Origin of the sequence: Paenibacillus sp. SAFN-054 (assembly GCF_051966755.1) — a bacterium.
Lineage (GTDB): Bacteria > Bacillota > Bacilli > Paenibacillales > Paenibacillaceae > Paenibacillus_AQ.
Genome location: NZ_JBQCKS010000012.1, coordinates 1 through 25,878, shown reverse-complemented (window position 1 = coordinate 25,878; position 25,878 = coordinate 1). Strand labels below are relative to the sequence as shown.

Sequence of the window (25,878 nt, the reverse complement as noted above, 5' to 3'; positions counted from 1 at the left end):
TTGCACATCAGGAGACGGATCATAAAGGCAATCACTCCAACCATAAAGGAGACGCTAGAAATGGCCAAAAAGACACTATGGACCCTGGGGAGCATCGTACTTGCCGCCGTACTGCTTTTCTTGGGCTTTTTGCTGTACGTCACCGTGACCGACTATAAGCCGGATGCGACTGAACCGGTTGCCATCTCAGGCAATCAGGCAAAGGTTCTTCAACAGGGAACCCCTTTCACGCTGACGACGTTTAATATCGGTTATGCGGGGCTTGGCAAAGATGAGGATTTCTTCATGGACGGCGGCACGGCATCGCGTTCGAGCAGCAAGAAACAAACACTTGCCAATTTGCAGGCTATCACTTCTTTTCTAAGCAGCAATCATTCGGATTTCTATTTTATCCAAGAGGCGGACGTAAAGGCTTCGCGCAGCTATCGCATCAACGAGATCGAGGAGCTGAGAAGCGCACTGCCGGACTACAGCTTCTCCTATGCAGACAATTACAAGGTTCCTTGGGTTCCGGTGCCCGTACTTCATCCCATGGGATATGCCCACAGCGGCATGGTTACCCTTTCCGGCTTTAAGAGTACCAGCGCAGCGCGATATGACCTGCCAGGGAAGGAGAAGTGGCCGCGGCAGCTGTTTGATGTCGACCGCGCTTTGATCGAAAATCGAATACCTGTGGACAACGGCAAGGAGCTTGTCCTTGTGAACCTTCATTTGTCGGCCTTCGACAAGGGCGGCAGCAGCTGCAATTTTTGGGTGATTATATAAAGAAGGAAAGCAATAAGGGGAACTATCTCATTATCGGCGGCGACTGGAACCACTCGCTGCCCGGCACGGATCCCAAAGCGTTTGCGGCCACGCAGGAATGGCCCGAATGGCTCCAGCCTTTCCCGGACAGCTTCAAGCCGGAAGGCTTTCAGTGGGCTGTCGATAAAGACACGCCATCCGTTCGCACCGTCGACGTCGCTTATCGGGAAGGCGTGAACTTCCGGGCCGTCATTGACGGATTTCTGGTCTCCCCGAACGTCGAGATTATAAAGGTCACAGGGCATGACTTGAAGCATGAGCACAGCGACCATAATCCGGTTACGGCCGAGTTTAAATTGAAATGAAAGGAAGGAGGCCCCTGGAATGCGCGAAACCGACAAGTTGATTCCTTCATCGCTGCTGTCGCTGACAGCCAGGGAAGCCGCTCCGCTTCTGCTGGGTCAGACGCTGGTACGCTCCACCGAAGACGGCGATATCCGCTGCCGCATCATTGAGACGGAGAGCTACGGCGGTGCCGAAGACCAGGGCAGCCACGCCTTCGGCAATCGGCGCACGGCCAGGACCGAGGTCATGTTTGCTGCCGGCGGCATCGCTTATGTGTATCTGATTTACGGCATGTACTCCTGCCTGAACGTGGTGGTGGGAGACCTTGATGATCCCCAAGCGGTTCTGATCCGCGCGGTCCAGCCTGTCAGCGAGCAGGATGAGGAGCTGATGCGCCGAAACCGCGGGCTTTTCTCCGGCAAGGCTGCGAATTTAAGCAACGGCCCCGGCAAGCTATGCCGCGCGCTGCGCATTGATCGTAGTCTGAATGGATGCAGACTGGATCAGGCTGCAGGTCCCCTTCGGCTGGAATCCGGCGATCCCGTTCAGGATCTGCCGATTGTCCAGTGTCCGCGGATCAATATCGATTATGCGGGCGATTACGTATCCAAGCCGTGGCGCTTCTATATCGAAGGGAACCCCTATGTATCCGTAAAAGATAAGCACCCGATTCCATGGAAGACGATGTAACACTTCTCCTTTCCTTCATAAAAAGGACCTGGCCCATGCTTGTTGCGATCAACAAGCATGGGCCAGGTCCTTTATTGTATCGAAATCGAAATCCTTATGCTTCCAGTGCCTGTTTCAGTTCTTCAGGCGATTTCTCCCACCATTCCTCGTTATGGGATACGAGCAGATCCTTCAGCAGCTTCTTCTCCTCGGCTCCAAGCTCATCCAGCATGAATTTGCGCTTCAATGCCGCATCCATCCGGTTCACATGCTCGGCGAGAATTTTCCAGCCCCGGCGCTCCTCCTCGTCAATCCACATTTCGCTGGCCGTCGCTCCGCCGTAAAATTGGCCTTCGGCATCCCGGTCCACGGCTACCCACACGATCCATACCTGCCGGCCGTTCGGTACATCCTCCCGGTTCGTGGAAAAGCGAATCCGGCGTTCCGGCTTGCTCTTGGCATGCATGGCGCCGATATCGATCGTTGCTACGCCGCGGTCGATAATAACGGGCGAAATGTTGTTCAGATCGATTGAGCCTGCGCCAAAGCCCATCTTATGTTTGCTCTTGCTGCTGACGATGTTCAGTGCAATTTGCTTTTTGCCGATTGGCTCCTTGTTCTCCATTAGCTCGAGTTCCTCCTATTCGAAAAACGTCTATCCTCTCGCCTGCTCTAGGCCGGATAGGCATTTCTTGATTGATATATAGTGAACGAAGTTCAATTTATGAAGCGACTTAATTTTATTTTAACTAATAATCGCTGGAAAGCCAACATATACATGCTGTAGATGCTTGTCAACGGGAGGTATTCGTATATGGCTCCAGCACGCGCCAAAATCGTCTTTTCATCCATCTTCGTCCTTTGTCTCCTGCTTGCAGGGACAGGGTGGCTTCTCTTCAGGGATGGTCCGGAATCGCAGGCTTCCTATGCTCCGAATCGGGCCAAGCCTCCCAAGGTATCCGCTCCGATTGTCCAAAAGGAACCGGTTCAGCAGCCGACAGCCGAAATTCTCAGCAATCGGATCGTGGAGTATCACATTGATACCACGCTCGATCCTGACAATCGCACCCTAAAGGGAACCCAGACGCTGACATGGACGCATCCCGGCAAAAAAACGGTGAACGAGCTCTACTTTCACCTGTATCCCAACGCTTTCTCATCCATGGACTCTACCTTTATGAAGGAATCCGGGGGCAAGCTCCGGAATGACGCGATGCCTGCGGACGGCTTCGGCTCCATCGCGATTACCGATATCAAAACCTCTGAAGGCCTGTCGCTCATGCACCGTATTCAGTATGTCCAGCCCGACGACGGCAATGCCAAGGACAAGACCCTCGCCAAAGTGCGCCTTCCCAAACCCGTTAAGGGCGGGGAAAGCATCACGCTCAGCATCCAGTTTGAGGTCAAGCTCCCCAAAATATTCGCTCGGATGGGTACTGCCGATGATTTTGTCATGGCCGGGCAGTGGTTTCCCAAAATCAGTGTCTATGAGCCTGCCGGTGTAAGGGGCCGCCAGACCGAGGGCTGGAATTTGCATCAGTACCACGGGAATTCCGAGTTTTACGCGGACTTCGGCATTTACAGCGTCCGCATTCATGTGCCTGAGAACTACATCGTCGCAGGCACCGGAATCATGCAGTCGTCCCAGATCCGCAATCACGAAAAAGTCTATCAGTTTTATGCGGATGATGTGCATGACTTTGCCTGGTCCGCATCCCCGAACTTCGTCTTCGCCGAGGAGCCCTTCTCCTCAGCCGAGGTGCCTGGCGTACGGATCAAGCTGTATCTCGATCCGGCCCATAAAGACCTGAAGGAAAGATACTTCTTCGCTGCCAAAGCCGCTCTGAAGTACTTCAGCAAGTGGTATGGCACGTATCCTTACTCTACCTTGTCCATTGTCGTCCCGCCTGAATCAGGCAACGGCGCCGGGGGCATGGAGTATCCGACACTGGTTACGGCATTCGGAGCGAAGGACGATTCGCCCGGCTACGACCTCGAGCGGACCGTCATTCACGAGATCGGTCATCAGTATTTTTATGGCATGCTGGCCAGCAATGAATTTGAGGAGGCTTGGCTGGACGAGGGCTTTACCTCATACGCAGAAGATAAGCTCATGGAGCAGGAATATGGAGTTATCCCGAACCTTCCGATCCAGGCCTCGATCATTTCCTCGCCGATGACGCTAACGCAGGAGGCTTGGAAATACGGCTCGCAGGATCAGTACGCCCTCAATGTTTATTACCGCGCCAAGCTGCTGCTAAAGGGCATGGAACAGCAGGTCGGTTCGCAAACGATGAACAAAATCATGAGTACGTACGCCAAAAAGTATCGGTTTAAGCATCCAACAACGACCGATTTTCAAAAAGTGGCCGAGCAGGTCACCCGCAAGTCATGGCAGCCCTTCTTCGATCAGTATGTCTACGGCAGCCAAATGGCGGATTTTGCCGTCGACACCATCTCCGTGCGCAAAAAAGCAGCCGACGGAGGGAAGCCCATGTATGAATCCACCGTTCAGATCTCCAAAAAGGGCGGAGACTACCCTGAAGTGCCCGTGCTGTTTACCTTTACCGACGGACATACGCTAAGCAAGGTTTGGAACGGGACAGGCGACCGCACGGCGTTCAAGCTGAGCTACAGCGCACCTTTGGCTTGGGCCATGGTCGACCCGAAATACTCGATTGTGATTGAGAACAAGCATATCAATAACTATTTAAAGGCGGATATGGACCGCGAGGTGCTGGTCCGCTGGAATCTTGGCATCACCAAGCTGATTGAGACTCTGCTTGGAAGTCTGTCCTGGTGAGGTGAGAAGCGGTGAAATCCCATATTGCAAATGGCTGGAAAAGTCTTAAAAATCAATTTTATATCGTCATCATTCTCTTTTTGTACCAGCTGATCTGGGGATATTTCCTGTACCGCCTGGTCCATTCGGCAGTGACGCCGCTGCTGATGCGTTATCCCGATCCCCCGCCGAACGAGCTCAGCCAGCTGCTGTTCTACATCGAAGGCAAGACGAGTCTTTCCACGAGCGGAACCGTCCATACGTACTTCTGGATCCTGCTTTCGATGTTCGCGCTGCGCATGCTGCTGACACCCTTCATCCATGCTGGCATCTATCACGGATTGCACAAGGAGCGCGAAGGAGATATCGGGCTGCATTTCTTCAAGGGCATGAGACGTCACGGGAAGGTCGTCTTTCTCTTCCACCTGGCGGAATGGATATGCATCGCGGCACCCGCGTATTGGATCTTGCCCAAGCTGTATAAGATCCTTCTTAGCGGCGTCCAGCTGCCATCTCTTGCACTTCAGGTCCTTCCGTACGCGGCTGCCTGGCTTCTGTACAGCTATATGATCCATCAGCTCATCCTCTTCATGCAGTTCGGCAAGACCGGCGGCACCGGCTTCCTGGCACCCTTATGGCAATGCCTGCGCGGTGCGCTGCCTCTGGTGGGAATTTCCCTCACTTTGGGGATGGCGAGCTTGCTTATATTCAGTCTTTTTACGGGCATCTCCCTCTTCTGGGCCGGCATCTTCGCGCTGATTCTCCAGCAGGGCTATCATCTGGTCAGCTGCATCATGAGGCTATGGGGCATTTCGACCAAATTTGATCTGTGGTATCGGCTGGCTCATAAGGATGCGGAAAAATAAAAAAATTATTTTTTGTGGTTAAACAGCCAGCAGCATTGGATTGGTTAATTTTTTGTCATCACTTCAATCCCCTGATAGAAGAAAAACCCCTCCCTTTCGCATGTAAAGGGCAGGGGTTTTGTTCGTTTAAAAGTGCCTTAAGTATTTGCCAAAGCGCGAATCGTCTGATACAATAATCCGAGTACGAACTTAGTAACAACTTTGTAATTTTTGCTGTAACTATTCCACTGTACTGTAAACGAAATTTTAAACGACACATTCCAATTGATACCATGCCGTCATTCACGTTTCAGGTGCCTGATCAAGGCCGAATTCCTTGGCACCGGGAAGCGGGGGAACCACTTTGGGTGAATTGATCTCGTAACAGAGGGATCATAGGGGACTACCTTCTACCGAATCCTTAAGCTAACCTCGCAGGCACTCGGAAGGGGTTTATTTTTTTGAAAAAGAAGTTTGCAGCCGCTGCGCTCGGATTAACGCTTATGTTCTCGATGGGAACCAGCGTATTCGCCGATTCCTCATTGAATAACGTTGTCCACAAAACGATTGGTGTTTCTTACAAAACCGGCGGAACCACGACGAACGGGTTCGATTGCTCCGGATTTACGCGTTATGTATTCCAAAAGCTGGGTGTTTCCATTCCTCGCCAATCCAGCGCACAGTATAAAACAGGCACTGCGGTCTCCAAAAGCAACTTGAGAGCCGGAGATCTGGTATTCTTCAATACGACTGGCGCAGGCGTTTCCCATGTCGGGATCTACGTCGGAAACGGAAATTTTGCTCATTCATCCTCTTCCAAGGGTGTTACGATCAGCAAGCTTAGCAACAGCTACTTCGCCAACCGCTACATTGGCGCCAAACGAGTCATGAGTACGGCTAAATACAAAGCTGCCGTTTATAACTAATACTCTCTCCCATACACATATCTTAACTTAAGGCCCGCACCGGGGATTTTTGCCGAAATCCCTCTTGCGGGTTTCTTGTTACTTATTAGACGGTTGAAATGCCTAAAAGGTAACAACTTTTCGCAAAAAAATTTTAGGAGCCTTCAATTCGTGCTCCTTCTTACGCCTCATTTACCCACCCCGCCAACAAATAAACATTTTTTCCTATAAAATGCTCTAAAAAATGCCTTATTTTTAAAAAAAGTTGATTATTTATAGCCTTTATTGATAGAAACAATTGCCAAACGCAAATTCCTTTGCTACAATAGTCCCAGTGAGTTAGTAACAACTTTGTAATCTTTGCTGGACCGTTTATGAATAGAACGTTTCCTGATGTATATAGTGTAGAGAATCTATGCCGAATTTCCTCACACTAGGGAAGCGGGGGAACCATGATGGGTGAATTGATCTTGCAACAGAGGGATCATAGGGGACCTTCTACCGAATCCTTAAGCTAACCTCGCAGGCACCGGAAGGGGTATTTTGTTTGAAAAAGAAGCTAGCAGCAGCAGTCATGAGTTTTGCCATCGTATTTACCGTTGGAGCCGGAAGCGCTTTCGCGGACTCCAAAATGGACAAAGTGATCGATGATGTCATCGGCACCAAGTACAAAACCGCAGGAACGACAACGAGCGGATTTGACTGTTCCGGATTCACGATGTACGTTTTCAAGCATTTGGGGATCAACCTGCCGCACCAATCGGGCTCCCAATTCAGCATGGGTTCCGCTGTATCCCGCAGTAATCTGAGAGCAGGAGACCTGGTATTCTTCAATACTTCCGGCTCCGGCGTTTCCCATGTCGGAATCTATGTCGGCGACGGAAAGTTTGCGCATGCCTCGACTTCCCGTGGTGTTATTGTCAGTTCGCTTAGCGACAGCTACTACGTCAACCGCTACGTTGGCGCCAAACGAGTCATGAGCACGGATACCTACAAGTCCGCCGCCGTTGATTCCGAAGACAATGATGACGTGCAGTAATGCCTGACTGTCTTGAACGGTTTGTACGACCACCCGTACTTTGAGATTTTTGCCGAAATCTCAAAAGGCGGGTTTTTTTGTGGGCATCTGAGGCTGTATATCATTACCATATGCTGCCCACATTATTTGTTTACCCTTCCTTCCGCCAAATAAACACCCTAAAGCCTTAAGGAAGGAATAGTTTCGCAAAAAGTTTCAAATCCTATGGTTTAGCGCTGTCTCTCAAGGAAAGGGGATACGCCATGAATGATTCCAAACGTTTTTTCACCGTTGTTCCCATGAGCCGCGAGCAGGCTGAAACGTGCTGCTCCTGGTCGTATGAGCCCCCTTACGATGCGATTTACGGCTGGCTGCCTTGGCCTCAGATGGAGGCGCTCGGAATCGAGCTGGGCGACCCCGAGGTACGCAAACAGCAGTATGTTTCGGTTCTGAATGCTGAGGGCACCCTGTGTGGCTTTGCGCAGCTTTTTCCGATGGTTAACGTCATCCGCCTGGGAATCGGTATGCGGCCTGATTTATGCGGTCAGGGGCTGGGTAAAAGCTTTATACATGCCATCGTGCATGCGGCCAAGCAGCGCTATCCCGGTTTGCCCGTGGATCTGGAAGTCCAGGACTGGAATCAGCGGGCCATTCGGGCCTACCTGAAGGCTGGTTTTATGATTACCGATACGTATGAAAGGCAGACCCCTGAAGGGATCGGATGCTTTCACTGCATGGTATATGAGGAAGAATAACCGATCGTCAATGATAAATGGTACAAAATTGTGTATATTTCAAGGCTATGCCCCGCTTTCGTTTGCTTTTTTGTCACAAACTATTTGATGTACCGGCTTGTTCCGTTATAATGAAGAAATGAAGAACTGCAGTTTACATAGAAAGGACGAAAACGGATGCAAAAATGGATCATGAGCGGTGTCGTAGCAATCGCATGCGTATTTGCCATTGTGCTCATGTTTACACTGCCTGGCAAAGAGCAAGTAGCTGAAGAAGAAAAACCATCCATGCCTGAGGTAACGATGGACGCTGCATCGGCTGAAGCAACCGTCAAAGCCCAAGGCTGCCTTAGCTGCCACGGTGACCAATTGCAGGGCGGTGTAGGGCCTAACCTGCAAAAAATCGGTTCCCAGCTTTCCGCAGAAGAAATCTATACAATTGTTACTAAAGGTAAAGGCGGCATGCCTTCATTCAAAGACAAGCTGAAGAGTGAGGAAATTGCCAACGTAGCCCAGTGGCTTGCAGCCAAAAAGTAATCTTTTCCCGCATGGGATAGAAAAACACGCTTCGAATCCTTGACCTAGAGGTCAAGGGCCGAAGCGTGTTTTTTGCTGTACCCGCATGGGCATGAAATGCTAACGTTTCTCGCCTGAGCGCATTTTTTCGAAAAGCTCGTTAAACTGGTGGGCCTCCTTGATGTCCAGGGCGGTAATGCCGCCTTCATCCCAGGAAGTCAAACGCAGCGTCACGTTTTTGTAATCGATGGAAATAAAGGGGTGATGATCAAAGGCCTCCGATATCGTCGCAACCTCGTCGACAAACGAAATCCCTTTCATGAAATTGGAAAAAATGAATTTGCGCACGATCCAGCGGCCCTCTTCGAGCTCCCAGCCTTCCAGCTTCGCTAAATGTGCCTCGACTTCTTCCTGCGTATAAACCATTGTTTAAGTTCCTCCCTGAAACCAAACACCCTGATGGCCTCGGCCAAAAGGATGCGTCTTTACCTTGCTTTCCATTAACTTTTCCCATTGTATTCCGGTCATTGAATATTTATGAATATGGCCTTCCACAGGGCCAAACACTTGTTATATCTTAACACGCCAGGCATTCAAAAATCCATTCGGCCCATGGACTAGATCAGTGGAACTACAGTCAGTTCCTCGTCCCCGATGAGCAGATTGATCCGGTGATGCTCCTTGTCATACATGACGACGCCGCTGCCCACTTCAATCACGGGCTCTGTACCCAATCCGTAAAAAAGATCCTCGGCCAGCGCCTCATGTACCTCCCGCTTCTCTTCGGGACTCAGCAGCTGCCATTCGCTGCCTTCCATTTCAAAGAACAAGTAGCTGTCGGGGATTTCCCCTACCGCGCTCGTCAGCTCTTTCAGGATTTCATCGTATTCGCGCCCATGCTTTACACCCATGGCTATTCCCTCCGCCCTCGTTACGTATCCCCCTGTGCAATTCAGGGTCCCGCTGAATTTGCCTTGCCAGATATTCCGATCATACGGCCGGTCATGAACCGCCCATTTTTGCAATAGAACATTTTATTTAGGGCCCCTGGCTTGTGCATTGTGCTTGTACATTCGCCGTTTGAATCAGGCGCCGGTAGGACTGATGGACCCCATGGTTTCATTATAACGGAAAAATCCCCCTAAAAAAAAAGAGAATCCTGACGATAAATATTATATTACGTTTTTTGGTGCAGCACACCATTTTGCAAGGACGCAAACATGGTGCACGAAAGGATTCAATTCTATTTCTCATGGATGAGGTGTGCAATGGAAATTTCAACAATTATAGGCCTAATACTTGGCTTGATCGCGGTCTTTGTCGGTATGATACTCAAAGGGGCTCCTTTGATATCCCTCCTCACCCCCGCCGCTTATGTCATTATTCTCGGGGGAACGGCCGCCACGTTGTTTATTGGTTTTCCCATGTCAGAGCTTAAGAAGTTTCCCCAGCTGCTGAAAATGGTGTTCGTAAAACAAAATTTGGTGGATCGCCGCGACCTGATCACGATGTTCATGGAATGGGCATCGATCACCCGCCGCGAAGGTCTCCTCGCTCTGGAAACCAAAGTCGAAGAAATCGATGACCAGTTTCTCCGCAACGGCATGCGGATGATTATTGACGGCAATGACCAGGATTTTGTCCGCGATGTCCTGATGGAAGATATCTCGGCTACGGAAGAACGGCACCGTGCAGGCGCCCTGCTCTTTTCCCAGGCCGGTATGTATGCTCCTTCTCTCGGGGTTCTCGGGGCCGTTGTCGGCCTGATCGCCGCCTTGACCAAGATGGAGAACATGGGTGAACTGGCGCATGCGATCGGTGCAGCATTTATTGCGACCCTTCTTGGTATTTTTACCGGTTACGTGCTGTGGCATCCGATTTCCAACAAGCTGAAACGTTTGTCCAAAAAGGAAATCGAGCTGAAGCTCATGATGATCGAAGGACTGCTGTCCATTCAATCCGGCGTGTCCACGATCGCCATCAACCAAAAGCTTTCTGTTTTCCTGACCCCTTCCGAGCGTGCTCAAATGAATGAGAAGGAGGCGTCCGCAGGTGAGCAAAAAGACTAGACATGAACCCCATGAGGAGCATGCAGATGAATCCTGGCTGCTTCCTTATGCAGACCTTTTGACCCTGCTGCTAGCCTTGTTCATCGTTATGTATGCCATGAGCGCCACGGATAACAAGAAGTTTGAAGAAATGAGCAAAGCCTTCAACACCGCCCTCAGCACGGGCACAGGAGTCCTGAATTTCAGTTCAGCCCTTCCTTCCGATAGCAATATGGATAAAGGCAAGAAAAACAGCGAGGAAAGCGTCGTAAACAGCGCCGACAAGCAAAGGCAGAAATCCCAGCTGGCCAAACAGGAACAAGAAGACCTGGAGAAGCTGAAAAAGCAGCTGGACCAATATATTAAGGGCAATGGACTGACTAATCTGCTCGACACGAAGCTGAATCAATCCCAGCTTACGATTACGATCAGCGACAATGCACTTTTCGCATCCGGAAGCGCGGTCGTGAAGCCGGAATCGAAACAATTGGCATTGGCCATCAGCAACATGCTTCAGCAGTTTCCGACCTACAGCGTGGTCGTTTCCGGTCATACCGATAACATGCCGATTTCCAATAGCGAGTATGCCTCCAACTGGGACCTCAGCTCGGATCGGGCCCTTCATTTCATGAAGATCCTGCTGCAAAACACGAAACTTGATCCGGTGAAATTCACATCGACTGCTTACGGCGAGTTCCACCCTGTCGCATCCAACGATACGGCAGTAGGCCGTGCCAAAAACCGCCGCGTCGAGGTGTCCATCATCCGCAAATATACAGATAACGCGCAGGAAGTTAAAGCCAAATAACCCCATTCTAAAGCTAAAAGCTGTATTATCGTTATATACGATAAATACAGCTTTTAATCATATGTGGGGATATATGGCCTCGAATGAGACCTTATACGAGGTCGTAATGTAACGAGCGGCTAAGCTCCTTTTTCTCCGCGTCAGTCAAATCCCTCCACTGTCCCTTGGGCAGCGAACCGAGATGGATGTTCATGATCCGGATGCGCTGCAGCTTCCGGACGCTGTAGCCGAAGGCGCTGCACATCCGGCGGATCTGTCGGTTTTTCCCTTCGGTCAGAATAATTTTAAATACCCGCTCCGAAATACGCGTAATCGTACAGGGACGCGTCATTTCACCGAGAATCTTTACACCGCCGGCCATTCCGGTCAGAAACGACGTCGTGACCGGCTTATCCACCGTTACGATATATTCCTTCTCGTGCTTCCCTTCCGCACGCAGTATTTTATTGACCACGTCTCCGTCGCTTGTCAGCAGAATCAGGCCTTCCGAGTCCTTGTCCAGTCGCCCGATCGGAAAGATTCGTTCGGTATGGCCGACAAAGTCCACGATATTGCCTTTGATATGCTGCTCCGTCGTACTGGTAATCCCTACAGGCTTGTTCAAGGCGATATATACATGGCTTTTCGGTTTTGAAGTCAAGGGACGGCCGTCAACGCGCACATCGTCCCCTTCCTCCGCCTGGCTGCCCAGTACGGCCTTCTCACCGTTAATCGTCACTTTGCCGCTCTCAACCAGTTTGTCGGCTTCGCGACGGGAACAAAACCCGGTCTCACTGATGAATTTATTGATCCGCAATGGGTTCCTTCCCCCTTATCATTTATGTTCTTCGGTTTCTTCCGCCAAAGGCAACACGATATCCACCCGGGTGCCTTTGCCCGGTTTGCTGAATATCTCCATCATCCCCTTATGTCCTTCAATAATACCTTGGCTGATCATGAGTCCCAGGCCAGTCCCGTTTTCCTTGCTTGTGAAGAATGGTTCCCCAAGCTTCGGCAGCATCTCGCTCGGAATTCCGATGCCTTGGTCGGAAATGGTGATTCCGATTTCCTCCCGGCTTAACCTGAATAGCTCTATTGTAATGATGCCGCCATTCTCCATGGCCTCAATGGCATTTTTGATGATGTTAATAAACACCTGCTTCATCTGATTCTCTTCGCAGTGCACTTTATAGTCGTCCGGCTCCGATTGGAACCTGAATTCAATACCGTACAAATGCGCCTGGCTGTTTAGAAGAGACACGACGTCGTTCAAAATATTCCTGATGCTTTTTACCTGAAACTGTATCGCCTGCGGCTTGGCCAAGATCAGAAACTCGCTGACGATCAGATTGATGCGGTCCAGCTCCGACAGCATAATCTCGTTATGCAGCGGCGTTACATGGTTATTCTCCTGCTGCAGCTGCAGAAATCCGCGCAGCGTGGTCAGAGGATTCCGTATCTCATGTGCCACGCCGGCCGCCAGCTGGCCCACCGTGGTCAGCTTCTCCGACCGCCGCAACAGCTCATCCATTTTGTTGCGTTCCGTCATGTCCCGGGAGACGCTGATAAAGGAGAGAATATTCCCGTCCTCATCCCTCACGGGAGCTGTACTGATGCTTACTTCCACAAGAGATCCATCTTTTCTGAGACGGAGGGTTTCCGTCGGCGGAAGCTGCTCTCCATTGCGAAGAGCCGTCAGCTTCTTCGACTCTTCGACCTGCAAAAATTCCGGCACGATATTCAAATGCTTCCCGAGCACCTCATCGCTATTCCATCCGTATAACGTCTCGAAAGCCCTGTTCACCTGAATGACGCGACCGGACCAATCCACCGTATGAATGGCATCAGCCGTCTGCTGGATGATCGATTCCAGATGGTCCTTCACCGATTGATTCTCCTCGACAGCCTGCTTCAGCTGATTCGTATAATCGCTGAGGCTTGCGGTCATCGCATTGATTTTGGAGGACAGCAACCCGAACTCATCCTTACTGTTGAGCGCCAGCGGCGTATCAAACCGCCCCTCCGAAACATCCTTTACTTTGATGAGCATGGATTCAATCGGACGGATGATATACCCTGCCAGCACATAACTCACTATAATGACGATAATCAGCAGCACCGCGGAAATGGCGATGTAGTTCATCAGCTGCTCGTTCAGAACCTTAGAGATGCCCTTGTAATCCGTGACGATGCTGATAACATATACCGATTGATCCGGATTGAACACCGGAATAAAGCTTTTGAGCACCTTCTCCCCGTTCACCCGGGTGACCTGCACGACGTTGGTGCCTGTCTTAATCGCTTCTGATACCGCCTGCTTGTCCTTCGGTACGTCGCCATACGCATAAGTACCATATTGGATCGGACGGTTTCTCAGTTTTACGTTGTTGCTGTCGAAGCCTTGGTCGTTCATGTTTCGGTTGCCGAAGGTCTGGGGATTGATAATGGTGATCTCCAGAATCTGCTGATTCACCTGCTTTGTTTTTTCCAGGACCGCTTCGGGGCTTACCATTTTGGCATAATCGTTGACGGCATCACTTCGAATAAACGGGTCGATCATATAATTGCGTCTGCCGTCATAATAATAACCCCATTTATCTATAAAACCGGGGTTCGACGTCGAATATTCAAACGGTCCTGTCCAGAATTTATCCATATACATTCCTTGCGAGACCGTTACCTTCTGCATGTTAAACAGCTGCTTAAATGCAGTGAACCAGTAACCCCAATCCTGTGTGGACATGCCCACTTCCTTGGGATCCGAGGATTTATTAATAATGACGTCATCCTTCGTACGTACCATAATCGAAATATCGGTCACGCCAACTTCCTCGCTCAATCGCTTCAGCTGGCTGGTGTCGATATCATGATAGTCCTCGGGCAGCTCTTTGGCCGCGAGGATTGCCGCCATTCTGAGCATCTCGCCAATTTGGCGCTCAACATATTCCGAACTGTACCGGCTTTGTTCGATAGACGCTGCAATTTGCCTGGCAGCCACGAGCATCTTGCTCTCGCTGTCCTTCCGCAAATTAGCTTGCGTGGTGTAGAAACTGAGAAGTATGTATAAAAGCAGGATTAACAGCAGGGAGCCAGACATGATCAAGGTTAGCTTATTTTTAATGGACAAAGGACCACCTCTTGGCAAGGAAAGCTTTAACATTACATATCGAAAGTGAACCAAAAATTTATTTTATATAAAAATATTGAAATACACCTTTCATCATAACCCCAAACCCTTACATTTGAAAAGAGCGCTTTAAAAATCCGGATCGCTTCTTATAACCCGCCGACACCGTAAAATAAACACTTTAGATTGATATTCAACGCTTCATTCTCTAAAATAAGAGGGTGATTTATTCACTTTATACACATATCCACATTTTATTAAGCGTATTTTGTGGATAAAATTGTGCGTAACCAAAAAACTATCCACAATAATATGCACAGCATGTTAACAACCGAATGTTTGTTCGCTGAATAAATCGTTTATGGATCAGAGGAGGCTTTTAAACTTGGATGAACAGCTCAACCATCCCTTGATTGTGGATGAAACTGTGGATAACCTTGTGCATGAACGGTGGATGAGAGAAGCGATTGCTCAAGCGAGGCTGGCTGAAGAAATCGGTGAAGTACCGATTGGTGCGGTCGTCGTTCGAGGCGACGAAATTATAGGACGTGGATATAATCTCCGCGAAACCTCACAGGATGCCACGGCGCACGCTGAAATCGTGGCCATCCGTGAAGCCAGCCAGGCGATCGGTGCCTGGCGCCTGCTGGATTGCCAGCTTTACGTCACGCTGGAGCCATGCCCGATGTGTGCAGGCGCCATCGTTCAGTCCCGCGTACCCCAAGTGATCTACGGAACGCGAGATCCCAAAGCAGGCTGCGCCGGGACGCTGATGAACCTGCTCCAAGAGCCGCGGTTCAATCACCGCACAGAGATCGTTGAAGGCATCCTGCAAGAGGAGTGCGCCTCCCTGTTGACGCAATTTTTCCGCAGGCTGCGTGGCAAAGCCTAATAACTGAAACAGCCTGGCAGGGATGACCCCCGCCAGGCTGTTTGTTGTTGAAGTGTGCTTAGTAAGCTGCACTTCCCATTTTCTCTTGGAATTGTTCCATCGTGATAACGTCGCCGTCTTTTGGAATGCCGACTTTGAAGGTTTGTTTTTCGTTCACCTTGCTGTATTGGTTCGTCATTTCCATCGAAAGCTTCATGTTGTCCTTGGTTTCCGGATCATTCATTTCCACGTTTACGACAGCATCCTGATAAGAAGGGAAGTCCTTCTTGTCGATTGCCGTGTTTACAGTGAATTGATTGATCTTCAGGTAGTTTTTCAGATCGTTCAAGCCTTTGCTCAGCTCATCCTGATTCGCGGAGTTCAGATCCTTCTTCGCGTCTTCGATGTCTTCCTTCGTCAGACCCAGCATATCGCGGTATTCGTCTTTACCCACGATATCGAGGATTTTAGGCATTGCCTTGTTCACAAAAATTTCTGCCGCTTCCTTCACGTTATCGTTGGTTACATAGAACTGCACCACTTGCTTGGCATCTACACCCTCTGGAAGCTTTGCGTCTTTAACCTTGATATCCTTAAAGTATTTTTCACCGTCATACTCGCCATATAACGTATTCATGATTTCGTTGGAAAGTTGCTGCGTTTTCTTCGTATCCATCGAATCCGGGTTGAACGTCGTTCCTTCTTGCTCAGCCAGTTCCTTCAGGTCAAGCACGAGATACTTGTTCACTACATCTTCCGGAAGCGGAAGCATTGGAATGCTTGGGATTTTAACGTACAGCTTCTCTTTCGTCATTACCATAGGAACGTTAAAGCTCATGGACATATCGCCCTTCAAATTGATACCCATGGTAAGCTCGGTTTGCATCGGATCGTTTTGATATACCCCATCAATTGTCAACTCTGCATTTTTGAGCATGCTCATCACTTGCTCGGTAGCCGCAGCATCCGTATCCTGGCTGGATACTTTCAGATCTTTAATGACCACCTTGCTTTTCATTTCGTACGAAGTCATTTCCATCGCTTTCCCCGTGGCGCTCTTCATCGCGTCTTTCGGTTCCTGCTTGCTTGTGCATCCTGCAAGGACCACTGTCATGGACATGATCAGTGTTAGAATCAGGACCGCAAACTTCTTGTTCATTAATCTCTCTCTCCTCTCGGTTCTCTAAAGCCATAAATCACCTATTAATCATAAACGATTTAGTCCATAACTTAAACATATTTTTGGAAATTATATGTTTGCAAATTAAGTAATTTCCTTTTCTTCCTGTTGTGTGAGCTCACATGTTGTTATACGGTGGGTTTGCTTGATGGTTGCAAAAATTCAGAAAACAGACTTAAAACCGCGAAATTTTGTCCAAATCATCATGGAAAACCCAATAAAAAAAGCACTCCGGCGGCTGCCGAAATGCTTTTGAATTTTCCATTTAGGAGTAAAAGTTACCCCTCTTTATTCAAATGATCCACATGATTACGGTTTTTGACTTTTTTCGATCCGGACAACGGCTCCTGCATCGTGTTTTCCTCATGACGCGGGTGGTGCTGACGCTGCTCGGCTCTTTGAGCCTCCGGTACGGGGACAGCTTTCGGTTTACTCATCGGGATCACCCCATCTTTAGGATTTAAGAATGCGGATGTGTCAAGTCCGTCGGCTTGTGGCGATGACGGGCGTCTTCATGGCGGCGATCATTCTCATCCTGCTGGATCTGCTGCGCATGGTGACTGTTCACGGGTGTCTCGTTCAGCTCATCAATAACGTTGCTCAGGTTTTTGTCTAAACCGGGCTTGGCCTTGGTCATCTAACTTCCCTCATTTCCCTTTTATGAGTGATGAGTCACATCGTGAAGCGCCTGGGCGCATTCATGGATCTGACGTGTGTACCCCTGGGCCATATCCTGAATAATCTCGGTCCGCTCATCCACCGTTCGTCCTTCCCGCTCCACGTCGACCAAATCCACCTTTACCTCGCGGGTGTCCATGTATGAACACTGAAAGTCGAAGGAATACATCTGACGGCCTGCGGTATCGATATGGATTCGGAGAGCATTCGGGTTTGCCTCGTCGGCAAATACTTGGGCGGAATCCGACGGGTCGAGGTTCTGCGGCAGCTGGGACTTCCACGCATCGACCAATTGACCTTGATTTAATTCAAATTCTCGGTTCATTCTTCACACCTCCCCTGACTTTAATGTGCGAAAAAGCAATCACATTTATGCGTTCCAAGAAGTCAGGAAGAAGACATAAAAAAAGAAGCCTTCCTGATCAGGATGACTTCTGTCGTTGTAATATCTGGCGGAGAGGATGGGATTCGAACCCATGTGGAGTTGCCCCCTAACGGTTTTCAAGACCGCCCCGTTATGACCGCTTCGGTACCTCTCCAGGTGGTAAATCATATTCAATTACATAATGCGTAACAAAAATATTTTACCACAGATGAATATATTGATCAAGTTTTATTTGCTCTTCGACTGAATAACCTGCACATTGCCCATGTATGGCTGAAGTACTTCAGGGACGAGCACGCTGCCGTCCGCCTGTTGATAGTTCTCCAGAATGGCTGCAACCGTCCGTCCGACCGCAAGTGCAGAACCATTCAGCGTATGAACGAATTCCGGCTTCGCTTTCGGTTCCGGGCGGAAACGGATGTTTGCCCGGCGGGCCTGGAAGTCCTCCGTATTCGAACAAGAGGAGATTTCACGGTACATACCGCTCTCAGGCAGCCATACTTCAAGGTCATACGTCTTTGCTGCAGAGAAGCCCATGTCGCCCGTGCTGAGTGCCATAACGCGGTACGGCAGCTTCAGAAGCTGTAGAACGTGTTCGGCATTGGCTGTCATTTTCTCCAGCTCTTCGTAAGATGTTTCCGGTGCCACGAGCTTTACCAGCTCGACCTTATTGAATTGATGCTGACGAATCAGACCGCGGGTATCGCGTCCTGCCGAACCGGCTTCGGAACGGAAGCAGGAGCTGTAGGCAACGAAATGCTTAGGCAGATCCTCCGTCGACAAAATCTCATCACGGTAATAATTCGTAACAGGCACTTCCGCTGTCGGAATCAAGTAGTATTCCGTATCTCGGATTTTGAACAGGTCCTCCTCAAACTTCGGCAGCTGTCCGGTACCGCGCAGGCTATCGCCGTTGACAATATACGGTGGAAGCATTTCCTCATAACCATGCTCGCTGCTGTGAAGGTCCATCATGAAATTGATCAGGGCACGCTCCAGCCGGGCGCCAAGACCTTTGTAGAAGGTGAAGCGCGAGCCCGTTACTTTGGCAGCAGCCTCAAAATCCAGAATGTCGAGGCCCTGAGCGATATCCCAGTGAGCTTTAGGCTCAAAATCAAAAGATGTAGGTTCCGCCCAGCGGCGAACCTCTACGTTATCATCTTCTGAAGTGCCGACAGGTACCGATTCATGCGGGATGTTCGGAATCGCCATCATCAGCTCGGAAATGGAGGCTTCGAGTTCGCGCACTTCCTCGTCCATCGCTTTGATGCGGTCAGATACTTCGCGCATTTCAAGAATGAGCTCCTCCGCGTCTTCCTTGTTTTTCTTCCGCTTGGCTACTTCGCCCGATACGACGTTGCGGCGGTTTTTCAGCGCTTCGCTCTCCTGCAGCAGTTCTCTGCGGCGTGTATCCAGCTCAGGGAAACCCGCGATCAAATCGAGCGATTTGTTGCGGTCCTTCAGCGCTTGCTCAACCTTGGCATAGTCGCTCCGTAATATTTTCACATCCAGCATTGGACAATTCCTCCTAGAAATCTTGCATTGATTCACAAATTCAAACTGATTCACTTATCCATCCAAAAAAAGAACCCCGACCCCTGTGGGTCGATCAGCCTGCCGCCCCTTTACCGGAGCGCGCAGGCCAAACTTCCCTTACCTAAAGCTTACCCTATTGGGGGCCTTAGATATCATCGAAAGAGTCAAGGTGTCTGTCATGTTATATATCGGTAAAACGGCAGGGCTTTATGACGTCTGACTGGCTTTTACCATATCCACGAAATACTGATGGAGGCGATAATCATCCGTCAGTTCGGGATGGAATGAAGATGCCAGCAAATGGCCCTGTCTCGCTGCTACAATTTCTCCATTATAGGAGGAAAGAACGTCCACTTGTTCCCCCACATCACGGATGAGCGGTGCGCGAATAAATACGGCACGGACGGCCTCGTCAATGCCTTTTACATCCAGATCCGTCTCAAAGCTCTCCCGCTGGCGGCCAAAAGCATTGCGTGCAACGGTAATATCCATCAATCCCAGATGAGCCTCTTCCTGGCCTTCAATCGTTTTGGCGAGCACAATCAGGCCTGCACAGGTTCCAAAAACGGGTTTGCCTTCCGCTGAAAATTCGCGGATCGCATCCATAAAATCGTACTTGCGCATCAGCTTGCCGATCGTCGTGCTCTCGCCGCCGGGAATGATCAGGCCCTGAATCTCCTGAAGCTCTTCCTTTTTCTTCACGGCGAGTCCTTCGGCACCGGCCAGTTCAATACTGCGGATATGCTCTGCAACGGCACCTTGAAGTGCCAAAACCCCGATTTTCATATGTCTACAGCCTTCTCTCTCTTACCAGCCGCGATCCGACATCCGTTCAGCCGGACTCAGCTTCGAAATCTCAATGCCTTTCATCGGCGCACCCAGGTTCTTCGAAACTTCAGCAATGAGTTTGTAGTCCTGATAATGAGTGGTGGCTTCGACAATGGCACGGGCAAACTTCTCCGGGCTGTCCGATTTGAAAATACCGGATCCCACGAATACGCCATCGGCTCCCAAATGCATCATCAGCGCCGCGTCAGCTGGTGTGGCTACACCGCCTGCAGCAAAGTTGACCACCGGCAGCTTGCCGTTTTCATGCACGCCTACAAGCAGATCGTAGGACACGCCAAGGTTTTTGGCTTCAGCATATAGCTCGTCCTTCGACATGTTCTGTACTTTTCGGATTTGGCTGTTAATAAAGCGCATATGACGGACAGCCTCAACGATGTTGCCTGTTCCCGGCTCGCCTTTTGTACGGATCATCGATGCCCCTTCGCCAATACGGCGCAGTGCCTCACCCAGGTCCTTAGCACCGCAAACGAACGGAACGGTGAAATCCCATTTATCGATATGGAAAACTTCATCCGCCGGAGTCAAAACTTCACTCTCGTCCAAGTAGTCTACGCCAAGCGATTCCAGCACTTTTGCTTCTACAAAATGGCCGATCCGGGCTTTCGCCATGACCGGAATGGATACCACCTTCATAACCTCTTCAACGATCGTTGGGTCAGCCATACGGGCCACGCCGCCAGCCGCGCGAATATCGGACGGTACGCGCTCTAATGCCATAACGGCTGTAGCACCAGCCGCTTCAGCGATTTTTGCCTGCTCCGCATTCATGACGTCCATGATGACGCCGCCTTTTTGCATTTCTGCCATACCTCTTTTGACTCTCGAAGTTCCCGTTTCCATGTCTACGCCTCCCGAAATGTATATCATGTCATCTGTTATCCGCCTTAACTTGAAGGGGAATACAGCTCCATTCACAACCAAAAACCATATGAAGAAAACCGTCTGATCGGTTTTTCACAGAAATAATTCCGCCTTGCAGCGGTTTATTGCTTCAACGTCAGGAGAGTGGCTCACCTTGGCTTCAGGATTCCCACCAATTTAGAAAAGGTTCTTGATTCCCTCGAACAAATCACTGAACATTTCTCCGATGGCACGGAAGAACAAGCGGAACCAGCCGCCTTTTTCCACTTTGTCGGAGGTGATAAGATTCACGGTTTTGGTTTGCGCTTTGTCGATGCCGTCGGCTTTATAAGTATAGGTAATCGTACCGACCTTGGTGCCCTTCTCGATCGGCGCTGTAAGTCCGTCAGCCGAATCCAGTTTCGTCGTGAACTTCACGCCTTTGACTTCTGCGCCTTTCGGTACGACAAAGCTGACATCCCCATCGGTCACGACGCCGACTTTAGTCTCAGCGCCTTTTTTGACTGGAACTGTATCCAGGCCTTCCACCTTGGATTTGCCTGCAACAGCCTGCTTGATTTCGAAGTTATCAAAGCCGTAGTCGAGAAGCTTCTTGGTTTCCGTAAAGCGGTGCGCCTCGGAGTCAGCTCCCATGACCACGCCGATCAGGCGCACGCCGTCACGGACTGCCGTTGAAGTGAAACAGTTACCCGCGTTTTGCGTATGGCCTGTCTTCAGACCATCCAACCCTGGGTAAGCATAGGCCTTGAAGTTCTGAATATTCTTGTTGGTTTCCAGCATCCAGTTATAGTTAATGATTGGAGCCTTGTCGCGTTCACGGAATTTATAGGATTGAATCGAAGTATACTTGGCATAATCCGGATGGTCCGTGACAATATGCTTGCCCAGAATGGCCGCATCCATTGCCGACATGACGTCTTCCTTATCGGTATCCGGCCGGAAATCTTCCGGCATGTCAGCTCGGTCAAGACCTGTCGCATTAATAAAATAGGCCGTCTTCATACCCATTTCCTGCGCGGTCTTATTCATCAGCTTCACAAACTCCTGTTCGGTTCCCGATACCTTCTCGGCCAGTGCAACCGTAGCGTCGTTCGCGGATCCAACAGCCATCGCTATGTACAGTTCCTCTACGGTATGTACGTCTCCTTCAGCCAAAAAAATACGCGATCCGATGGTTTCCTCGGAGTTTTTACCTACGGTAACCTTATCCGTCCACTTCAGCTTCCCCTGCTTGACCTGTTCGGCAACGATGTACTCCGTCATCATTTTGGTCATGCTTGCCGGTGGCAGTGGCTCATCCGCATTCATGGCATAGAGAATTTGACCTGTTGTCGGCTCGATTAGTACCGCTGACTTCAGGTTCAATTCAGGCTTTTGAATGCTGCTTGCAGTGCTTGTCGTTGTGCTGGTTGCAGCAGTGCTTGCCGGAGCAGCGAATACCATAGCTGCCGGTAGAGCGGATAGACAAAGCATATTCAATAGCACAACCGAAGCTATGCTCTTTTTAACGAGATGACGTTTTTGTTTTTGTTGTCCCGCCTTCCGGCTTGGACGCTTCCAATGCTTACTCAATGAATGTATAACTCCCCTCTAGCCCACTTAATTCTTACTTGTTCTATTCTATCACAGGGAATTAAGCAAAAAAAGACAGACAGGGCGAAATTCGACCTGTCTGTACAAGAAGATGTTGGTTTTATGCAAACATCCTTCTTTTTTATACCGAATAGTTCGGCGCTTCCTTCGTAATTTGCACGTCATGCGGATGGCTTTCGCGCAAACCGGCACCAGTAATGCGAACGAATTGCGTATCCTCGCGAAGCTCTTCCAGCGTCTTCGTACCGCAGTATCCCATGCCAGAGCGAAGTCCGCCGATCAATTGGTGAATTGTATCCGCCAAAGGCCCTTTGTAAGCTACCCGTCCCTCGATGCCTTCCGGCACGAGTTTTTTGTCGTCATCCTGGAAGTAACGGTCCTTACTTCCTTGTTTCATAGCAGCCATGGAACCCATACCGCGGTACACTTTATAACGGCGGCCTTGGTAAATTTCAGACTCGCCCGGGCTTTCTTCGGTACCGGCAAACATGCTTCCCAGCATTACCGCATGCCCTCCGGCAGCGAGTGCTTTCGTAATTTCACCAGAGTATTTGATGCCACCGTCTGCGATCAATGGAATACCGTATTCGCGGGCTACTTTCGCGCAATCGTAAATGGCCGTAATTTGTGGTACGCCGATACCCGCGATCACGCGCGTCGTACAAATCGAACCAGGCCCGATCCCTACTTTTACGACAGATGCGCCAGCCTCGATCAAATCGCGTGTTGCTTCGCCTGTGGCAACGTTGCCCGCGATGATCGTCAGATCCGGATACAAGCTGCGCAGCTTGCGAACGGCATCCAGAATGTTAATGTGATGTCCGTGCGCGGAGTCAACGACCACAACATCGACACCAGCTTTAACCAATGCCTCAGCCCGGTCGAAGCCATCCTTGGAGATGCCGATCGCAGCGCCGACAAGCAGGCGTCCTTGCGCATCTTTTGCAGCGTTCGGGAACTGAATGGCTTTTTCGATATCCTTAATCGTAATAAGGCCCTTCAATACGTTGTTCTCATCCACCAAAGGAAGCTTCTCAATTTTATGTTGTTGGAGGAGTACCTCGGCTTCGCTAAGTGTAGTACCCACAGGAGCCGTTACCAGGTTTTCATGGGTCATGACTTCTTTGATTTGGATGCTGTAATCATGTACAAAACGCAAATCGCGGTTCGTCAGGATGCCCACCAGCTTATGCTGCTCGTCCACAATCGGTACGCCGGAAATGCGGAATTTGGCCATCACTTGCTCTGCATCGGAAACAAGGTGTTCTGGTGTCAAGGAAAATGGATTCGTAATAACGCCGCTTTCCGAGCGTTTTACGCGATCTACTTCTTCGGCTTGCTGTTCTACGGGCATGTTTTTGTGAATAATGCCGATTCCTCCCTCACGGGCAATTGCAATTGCCATCGCGGACTCGGTCACAGTATCCATGCCTGCACTGATGAGCGGAATGTTGAGCTTCACATGCTTGCTTAATCTTGTGGACACGTCCACTTCCTTCGGCAGTACCTCAGACTTGCGCGGCACCAGCAATACATCGTCAAAAGTAAATCCTTCTTTACTGAATTTGTCTTCCCACACCTCGGAACTTCCCCCTCATTTGTCATGTATTGTATTCGTCAAAACCTTATACAACAAGGTTTGAAAATCATTTTCTGAAAATATATTATTGCCATCTTAGCAAAGGCCCTGCGAGGCTGTCAAGGAATTGAAGCTGGTAAAACGAACAGATCGTTTGGCTGTCTAGCCGCTGCATTCACTTGTCCACTGGGACTAGACAGAGGGAATAAAAAAGACATCCCTTGGTGGGATGTCCACTTTTCATAGTCTTCATACATAACGTTGATTATTTTCCTGTTTGAGGCTGCGCTGCAGACAGCTGTGTCGTATATTCCTCCATTGTCGGAGCCTTCTTGGCCTCATCCGGCAGTTTGATCGTTTGCGGCTCGTTGTACTTGCTATAGCTCATATTCATGCTCATTTCCATGGTGATTTCCGGAGTCTGCCCGGTTGCCGGCATGGAGTAAGACATGTTCGCATCGGATTTGTAGATGCGGTGAGCGGCTTCATCAATCCAGTAAATGATGTTGGCTGCAACGCCCATGTTCTCGACAGCTGCTTTGCCGTCGCTTGGCAGGGTGCTCATCATGTCACTCATACCAGTCAGGCTTTGCGTATCGTTCATAAGTCCCTTGAGAGACGGAATCTTGCCATACAAAGCAATTTTAGCTAGTACTTTGCCATTGATCGTTTCTTTACCCAAATCACGGTATATGAAATATTTCTGATTTAAGCTGCTGAGTTGCGTTGCGTTGGCCTTTTGCAATTCCATGAGTTGATTGAAACCCAGCATTCCCTTGGACATGTTAATCCATTGTTTCTTGCCTGTTCCCAAGTCCGGACTTTGCGTAAAGACTCCTTCTGGAACGATATAAGTTACGGTCTCCATATTCCCTGAGCCCAAAAAGTTTTTCATTGTCATGGTTTGCATCATTCCCTGCTTATCATCCAGCTTGGCCAATCCTTCGGCATCTATCTTCATGGACATTTCATTCGGGTCAGAATCACTTGAATCGAGAAAAGCCATGTTGATTTGCATGCCCACTTGCGACTCGTAAGAGTGGACATCACCCATTCCCTTCTGCACGGCATCCATCAAGTCAATCGCCGATTTATCATTGCTAAGCACTTTTGCCAGCGTGGACTGGACCTCTGCGGCATTTAATACCTTCTGCGACTGCCAGTCGATACCCATTTCGGATTGTAGGCGTTTGATGCTATCTTCATCTTTGAATCCTAAAACACGTCCAAGGACAATCGATGCATCTTTACCGGTGATCGCTACATCCGTTCTTATGCTTCCATCCGGAAACCCTTTTAGCACTTTGCGTTCCAGCATGGCGCTAACCGCTTCCTTATAAGGTGAATCGGCCATAATATCCTTTGGAAGCTCCTCGGAAGAATTTGCAGTTATATTTAAATCAGTAGCAACCAATTTCAAAAAGTCACCGCGGGTAATTCCAGCTGAGGCCTCTGCCGCATATACGGGTAAAGCGATTCCCATCGCCAAAACGCCCGTCAAAATCGCCGATATCAGCTTGTTCTTACTTTGTTTCATATGTACTTACCCCACTCTCATAAATTTTTAAAAAAATACGTGGATGAAAAAAGAAATACAGATTGAATTCAATCGTCTACGCTTAAAACATTCCACTGCTGATGATCGAGGCCAATCTTAATTCCAGTAAATGCACACAGAGTAAGTATAACATGATTTTCCAATTACGAGCTTTAACAACACAAAAAAACCACCATCGATTATTCATCAACAGTGGTTCTTCGCTTGGCGGCGTCCTACTCTCCCAGGACCCTTCGGTCCAAGTACCATCGGCGCTGGAGGGCTTAAC

General features: G+C 49.6%; 26 protein-coding genes, 1 tRNA gene, 1 pseudogene and 2 riboswitches. Of the genes and pseudogenes, 12 read left to right on the top strand and 16 right to left on the bottom strand.

The window, feature by feature from the left end; translation table 11 throughout:
• Nucleotides 1-60: 60 nt before the first annotated feature.
• Both ACTHPM_RS27180 and ACTHPM_RS27175 read left to right on the top strand, forming a co-directional pair.
• Nucleotides 61-1,109 (top strand): annotated as a pseudogene (locus ACTHPM_RS27180) (endonuclease/exonuclease/phosphatase family protein).
• 19 nt (nt 1,110-1,128) lie between these two features.
• The gene (locus tag ACTHPM_RS27175) at nt 1,129-1,779 is read left to right on the top strand and encodes a DNA-3-methyladenine glycosylase (protein WP_440398482.1); all 651 of its coding nucleotides are present in this window, start codon (nt 1,129-1,131) and stop codon (nt 1,777-1,779) included.
• A 94-nt stretch (nt 1,780-1,873) separates the two neighbouring features.
• Here ACTHPM_RS27175 and ACTHPM_RS27170 read toward each other — a convergent pair whose 3' ends face one another.
• On the bottom strand, nt 1,874-2,383 hold the full coding sequence (locus tag ACTHPM_RS27170) for a YwhD family protein (protein ID WP_440398481.1): 510 nt from the start codon (nt 2,381-2,383) through the stop codon (nt 1,874-1,876).
• A gap of 189 nt (nt 2,384-2,572) precedes the next feature.
• Between ACTHPM_RS27170 and ACTHPM_RS27165 the strand changes: the two genes are divergently transcribed.
• The 6 genes from ACTHPM_RS27165 (at nt 2,573) to ACTHPM_RS27140 (ending at nt 8,579) form a co-directional block, all read left to right on the top strand.
• Complete coding sequence (locus ACTHPM_RS27165; protein WP_440398480.1) at nt 2,573-4,561, top strand: M1 family metallopeptidase; 1,989 nt, start codon at nt 2,573-2,575, stop codon at nt 4,559-4,561.
• A gap of 11 nt (nt 4,562-4,572) precedes the next feature.
• Nucleotides 4,573-5,406 (top strand): hypothetical protein, encoded by an 834-nt coding sequence (locus ACTHPM_RS27160; protein WP_440398479.1) that lies wholly within the window; start codon nt 4,573-4,575, stop codon nt 5,404-5,406.
• A 295-nt stretch (nt 5,407-5,701) separates the two neighbouring features.
• A riboswitch (cyclic di-AMP (ydaO/yuaA leader) is annotated at nt 5,702-5,841 on the top strand.
• A 5-nt stretch (nt 5,842-5,846) separates the two neighbouring features.
• Complete coding sequence (locus tag ACTHPM_RS27155) at nt 5,847-6,311, top strand: C40 family peptidase (protein WP_440398478.1); 465 nt, start codon at nt 5,847-5,849, stop codon at nt 6,309-6,311.
• A 385-nt stretch (nt 6,312-6,696) separates the two neighbouring features.
• A riboswitch (cyclic di-AMP (ydaO/yuaA leader) is annotated at nt 6,697-6,834 on the top strand.
• Between the two features lie 3 nt (nt 6,835-6,837).
• Nucleotides 6,838-7,329, top strand: a complete 492-nt coding sequence (locus ACTHPM_RS27150) for a C40 family peptidase (protein WP_440398477.1) — start codon at nt 6,838-6,840, stop codon at nt 7,327-7,329.
• Between the two features lie 242 nt (nt 7,330-7,571).
• The gene (locus ACTHPM_RS27145; RefSeq protein ID WP_440398476.1) at nt 7,572-8,063 is read left to right on the top strand and encodes a GNAT family N-acetyltransferase; all 492 of its coding nucleotides are present in this window, start codon (nt 7,572-7,574) and stop codon (nt 8,061-8,063) included.
• A gap of 156 nt (nt 8,064-8,219) precedes the next feature.
• Nucleotides 8,220-8,579: a c-type cytochrome gene (locus ACTHPM_RS27140; protein WP_440398475.1), complete on the top strand. Its 360-nt coding sequence runs from the start codon at nt 8,220-8,222 to the stop codon at nt 8,577-8,579.
• A gap of 99 nt (nt 8,580-8,678) precedes the next feature.
• Here ACTHPM_RS27140 and ACTHPM_RS27135 read toward each other — a convergent pair whose 3' ends face one another.
• Entirely contained in the window at nt 8,679-8,984 is a 306-nt protein-coding gene (locus ACTHPM_RS27135; protein WP_440398474.1) for a 4a-hydroxytetrahydrobiopterin dehydratase, read from the bottom strand.
• Between the two features lie 191 nt (nt 8,985-9,175).
• Nucleotides 9,176-9,469, bottom strand: a complete 294-nt coding sequence (locus tag ACTHPM_RS27130; RefSeq protein WP_440398473.1) for a hypothetical protein — start codon at nt 9,467-9,469, stop codon at nt 9,176-9,178.
• A gap of 357 nt (nt 9,470-9,826) precedes the next feature.
• On the opposite strand from ACTHPM_RS27130, the gene motA reads away from it, so the two are divergent.
• Nucleotides 9,827-10,627: a flagellar motor stator protein MotA gene (gene motA / locus ACTHPM_RS27125; protein WP_440398472.1), complete on the top strand. Its 801-nt coding sequence runs from the start codon at nt 9,827-9,829 to the stop codon at nt 10,625-10,627.
• Nucleotides 10,611-11,414, top strand: a complete 804-nt coding sequence (gene motB, locus ACTHPM_RS27120) for a flagellar motor protein MotB (RefSeq protein WP_440398471.1) — start codon at nt 10,611-10,613, stop codon at nt 11,412-11,414. The genes motA and motB overlap by 17 nt, the downstream gene beginning before the upstream one ends.
• Nucleotides 11,415-11,505: 91 nt before the next feature.
• On the opposite strand, the gene rluF is transcribed toward motB, so the two are convergent.
• Nucleotides 11,506-12,210, bottom strand: coding sequence for a 23S rRNA pseudouridine(2604) synthase RluF (gene rluF, locus ACTHPM_RS27115; protein WP_440398470.1), 705 nt, complete (start codon nt 12,208-12,210; stop codon nt 11,506-11,508).
• Nucleotides 12,211-12,228: 18 nt separating this feature from the next.
• Nucleotides 12,229-14,520: an ATP-binding protein gene (locus ACTHPM_RS27110; RefSeq protein WP_440398469.1), complete on the bottom strand. Its 2,292-nt coding sequence runs from the start codon at nt 14,518-14,520 to the stop codon at nt 12,229-12,231.
• 385 nt (nt 14,521-14,905) lie between these two features.
• Between ACTHPM_RS27110 and tadA the strand changes: the two genes are divergently transcribed.
• The gene (gene tadA / locus ACTHPM_RS27105) at nt 14,906-15,412 is read left to right on the top strand and encodes a tRNA adenosine(34) deaminase TadA (RefSeq protein WP_440398468.1); all 507 of its coding nucleotides are present in this window, start codon (nt 14,906-14,908) and stop codon (nt 15,410-15,412) included.
• Between the two features lie 58 nt (nt 15,413-15,470).
• Here the strand turns inward: tadA and ACTHPM_RS27100 are convergent, their stop codons facing one another.
• The 11 genes from ACTHPM_RS27100 to ACTHPM_RS27050 form a co-directional block, all read right to left on the bottom strand.
• Nucleotides 15,471-16,550 carry a DUF6612 family protein gene (locus tag ACTHPM_RS27100; RefSeq protein ID WP_440398467.1) on the bottom strand — a complete coding sequence of 360 codons (1,080 nt, stop codon included), beginning with the start codon at nt 16,548-16,550 and terminating at the stop codon, nt 15,471-15,473.
• 299 nt (nt 16,551-16,849) lie between these two features.
• The gene (locus ACTHPM_RS27095) at nt 16,850-17,008 is read right to left on the bottom strand and encodes a small acid-soluble spore protein P (protein ID WP_440398466.1); all 159 of its coding nucleotides are present in this window, start codon (nt 17,006-17,008) and stop codon (nt 16,850-16,852) included.
• Nucleotides 17,009-17,031: 23 nt separating this feature from the next.
• The gene (locus ACTHPM_RS27090) at nt 17,032-17,208 is read right to left on the bottom strand and encodes a hypothetical protein (RefSeq protein ID WP_440398465.1); all 177 of its coding nucleotides are present in this window, start codon (nt 17,206-17,208) and stop codon (nt 17,032-17,034) included.
• A 21-nt stretch (nt 17,209-17,229) separates the two neighbouring features.
• Nucleotides 17,230-17,574 carry a hypothetical protein gene (locus ACTHPM_RS27085; protein WP_440398464.1) on the bottom strand — a complete coding sequence of 115 codons (345 nt, stop codon included), beginning with the start codon at nt 17,572-17,574 and terminating at the stop codon, nt 17,230-17,232.
• A gap of 125 nt (nt 17,575-17,699) precedes the next feature.
• Nucleotides 17,700-17,788, bottom strand: a tRNA-Ser gene (locus tag ACTHPM_RS27080).
• 74 nt (nt 17,789-17,862) lie between these two features.
• Complete coding sequence (gene serS / locus ACTHPM_RS27075; protein WP_440398463.1) at nt 17,863-19,149, bottom strand: serine--tRNA ligase; 1,287 nt, start codon at nt 19,147-19,149, stop codon at nt 17,863-17,865.
• A gap of 228 nt (nt 19,150-19,377) precedes the next feature.
• The gene (gene pdxT / locus ACTHPM_RS27070; RefSeq protein ID WP_440398462.1) at nt 19,378-19,956 is read right to left on the bottom strand and encodes a pyridoxal 5'-phosphate synthase glutaminase subunit PdxT; all 579 of its coding nucleotides are present in this window, start codon (nt 19,954-19,956) and stop codon (nt 19,378-19,380) included.
• A 21-nt stretch (nt 19,957-19,977) separates the two neighbouring features.
• A complete protein-coding gene (pdxS, locus tag ACTHPM_RS27065; protein WP_440398461.1) occupies nt 19,978-20,859 on the bottom strand; it encodes a pyridoxal 5'-phosphate synthase lyase subunit PdxS in 882 nt (293 codons plus the stop codon).
• Nucleotides 20,860-21,057: 198 nt separating this feature from the next.
• Nucleotides 21,058-22,452 (bottom strand): D-alanyl-D-alanine carboxypeptidase family protein, encoded by a 1,395-nt coding sequence (locus tag ACTHPM_RS27060; protein WP_440398460.1) that lies wholly within the window; start codon nt 22,450-22,452, stop codon nt 21,058-21,060.
• A 142-nt stretch (nt 22,453-22,594) separates the two neighbouring features.
• Nucleotides 22,595-24,052, bottom strand: coding sequence for an IMP dehydrogenase (gene guaB, locus ACTHPM_RS27055; RefSeq protein WP_440398459.1), 1,458 nt, complete (start codon nt 24,050-24,052; stop codon nt 22,595-22,597).
• A 265-nt stretch (nt 24,053-24,317) separates the two neighbouring features.
• Nucleotides 24,318-25,535, bottom strand: a complete 1,218-nt coding sequence (locus ACTHPM_RS27050; protein ID WP_440398502.1) for a DUF6612 family protein — start codon at nt 25,533-25,535, stop codon at nt 24,318-24,320.
• A 155-nt stretch (nt 25,536-25,690) separates the two neighbouring features.
• On the opposite strand from ACTHPM_RS27050, the gene ACTHPM_RS27045 reads away from it, so the two are divergent.
• On the top strand, nt 25,691-25,878 hold a 188-nt coding region (locus ACTHPM_RS27045; protein ID WP_440421741.1), incomplete at its 3' end, for a hypothetical protein.

Excerpts from the sequence above, each read along its gene's own strand:
- ACTHPM_RS27140 (WP_440398475.1), top strand. The coding sequence starts at position 8,220 with ATGCAAAAATGGATCATGAGCGGTGTCGTAGCAATCGCATGCGTATTT.
- serS (WP_440398463.1), bottom strand. The coding sequence starts at position 19,149 with ATGCTGGATGTGAAAATATTACGGAGCGACTATGCCAAGGTTGAGCAA.
- ACTHPM_RS27100 (WP_440398467.1), bottom strand. The coding sequence starts at position 16,550 with ATGAACAAGAAGTTTGCGGTCCTGATTCTAACACTGATCATGTCCATG.
- ACTHPM_RS27145 (WP_440398476.1), top strand. The coding sequence starts at position 7,572 with ATGAATGATTCCAAACGTTTTTTCACCGTTGTTCCCATGAGCCGCGAG.
- pdxS (WP_440398461.1), bottom strand. The coding sequence starts at position 20,859 with ATGGAAACGGGAACTTCGAGAGTCAAAAGAGGTATGGCAGAAATGCAA.
- ACTHPM_RS27170 (WP_440398481.1), bottom strand. The coding sequence starts at position 2,383 with ATGGAGAACAAGGAGCCAATCGGCAAAAAGCAAATTGCACTGAACATC.
- ACTHPM_RS27085 (WP_440398464.1), bottom strand. The coding sequence starts at position 17,574 with ATGAACCGAGAATTTGAATTAAATCAAGGTCAATTGGTCGATGCGTGG.
- motA (WP_440398472.1), top strand. The coding sequence starts at position 9,827 with ATGGAAATTTCAACAATTATAGGCCTAATACTTGGCTTGATCGCGGTC.
- ACTHPM_RS27175 (WP_440398482.1), top strand. The coding sequence starts at position 1,129 with ATGCGCGAAACCGACAAGTTGATTCCTTCATCGCTGCTGTCGCTGACA.
- ACTHPM_RS27095 (WP_440398466.1), bottom strand. The coding sequence starts at position 17,008 with ATGAGTAAACCGAAAGCTGTCCCCGTACCGGAGGCTCAAAGAGCCGAG.
- ACTHPM_RS27135 (WP_440398474.1), bottom strand. The coding sequence starts at position 8,984 with ATGGTTTATACGCAGGAAGAAGTCGAGGCACATTTAGCGAAGCTGGAA.
- ACTHPM_RS27130 (WP_440398473.1), bottom strand. The coding sequence starts at position 9,469 with ATGGGTGTAAAGCATGGGCGCGAATACGATGAAATCCTGAAAGAGCTG.
- pdxT (WP_440398462.1), bottom strand. The coding sequence starts at position 19,956 with ATGAAAATCGGGGTTTTGGCACTTCAAGGTGCCGTTGCAGAGCATATC.
- ACTHPM_RS27165 (WP_440398480.1), top strand. The coding sequence starts at position 2,573 with ATGGCTCCAGCACGCGCCAAAATCGTCTTTTCATCCATCTTCGTCCTT.
- ACTHPM_RS27090 (WP_440398465.1), bottom strand. The coding sequence starts at position 17,208 with ATGACCAAGGCCAAGCCCGGTTTAGACAAAAACCTGAGCAACGTTATT.
- ACTHPM_RS27050 (WP_440398502.1), bottom strand. The coding sequence starts at position 25,535 with ATGGGAATCGCTTTACCCGTATATGCGGCAGAGGCCTCAGCTGGAATT.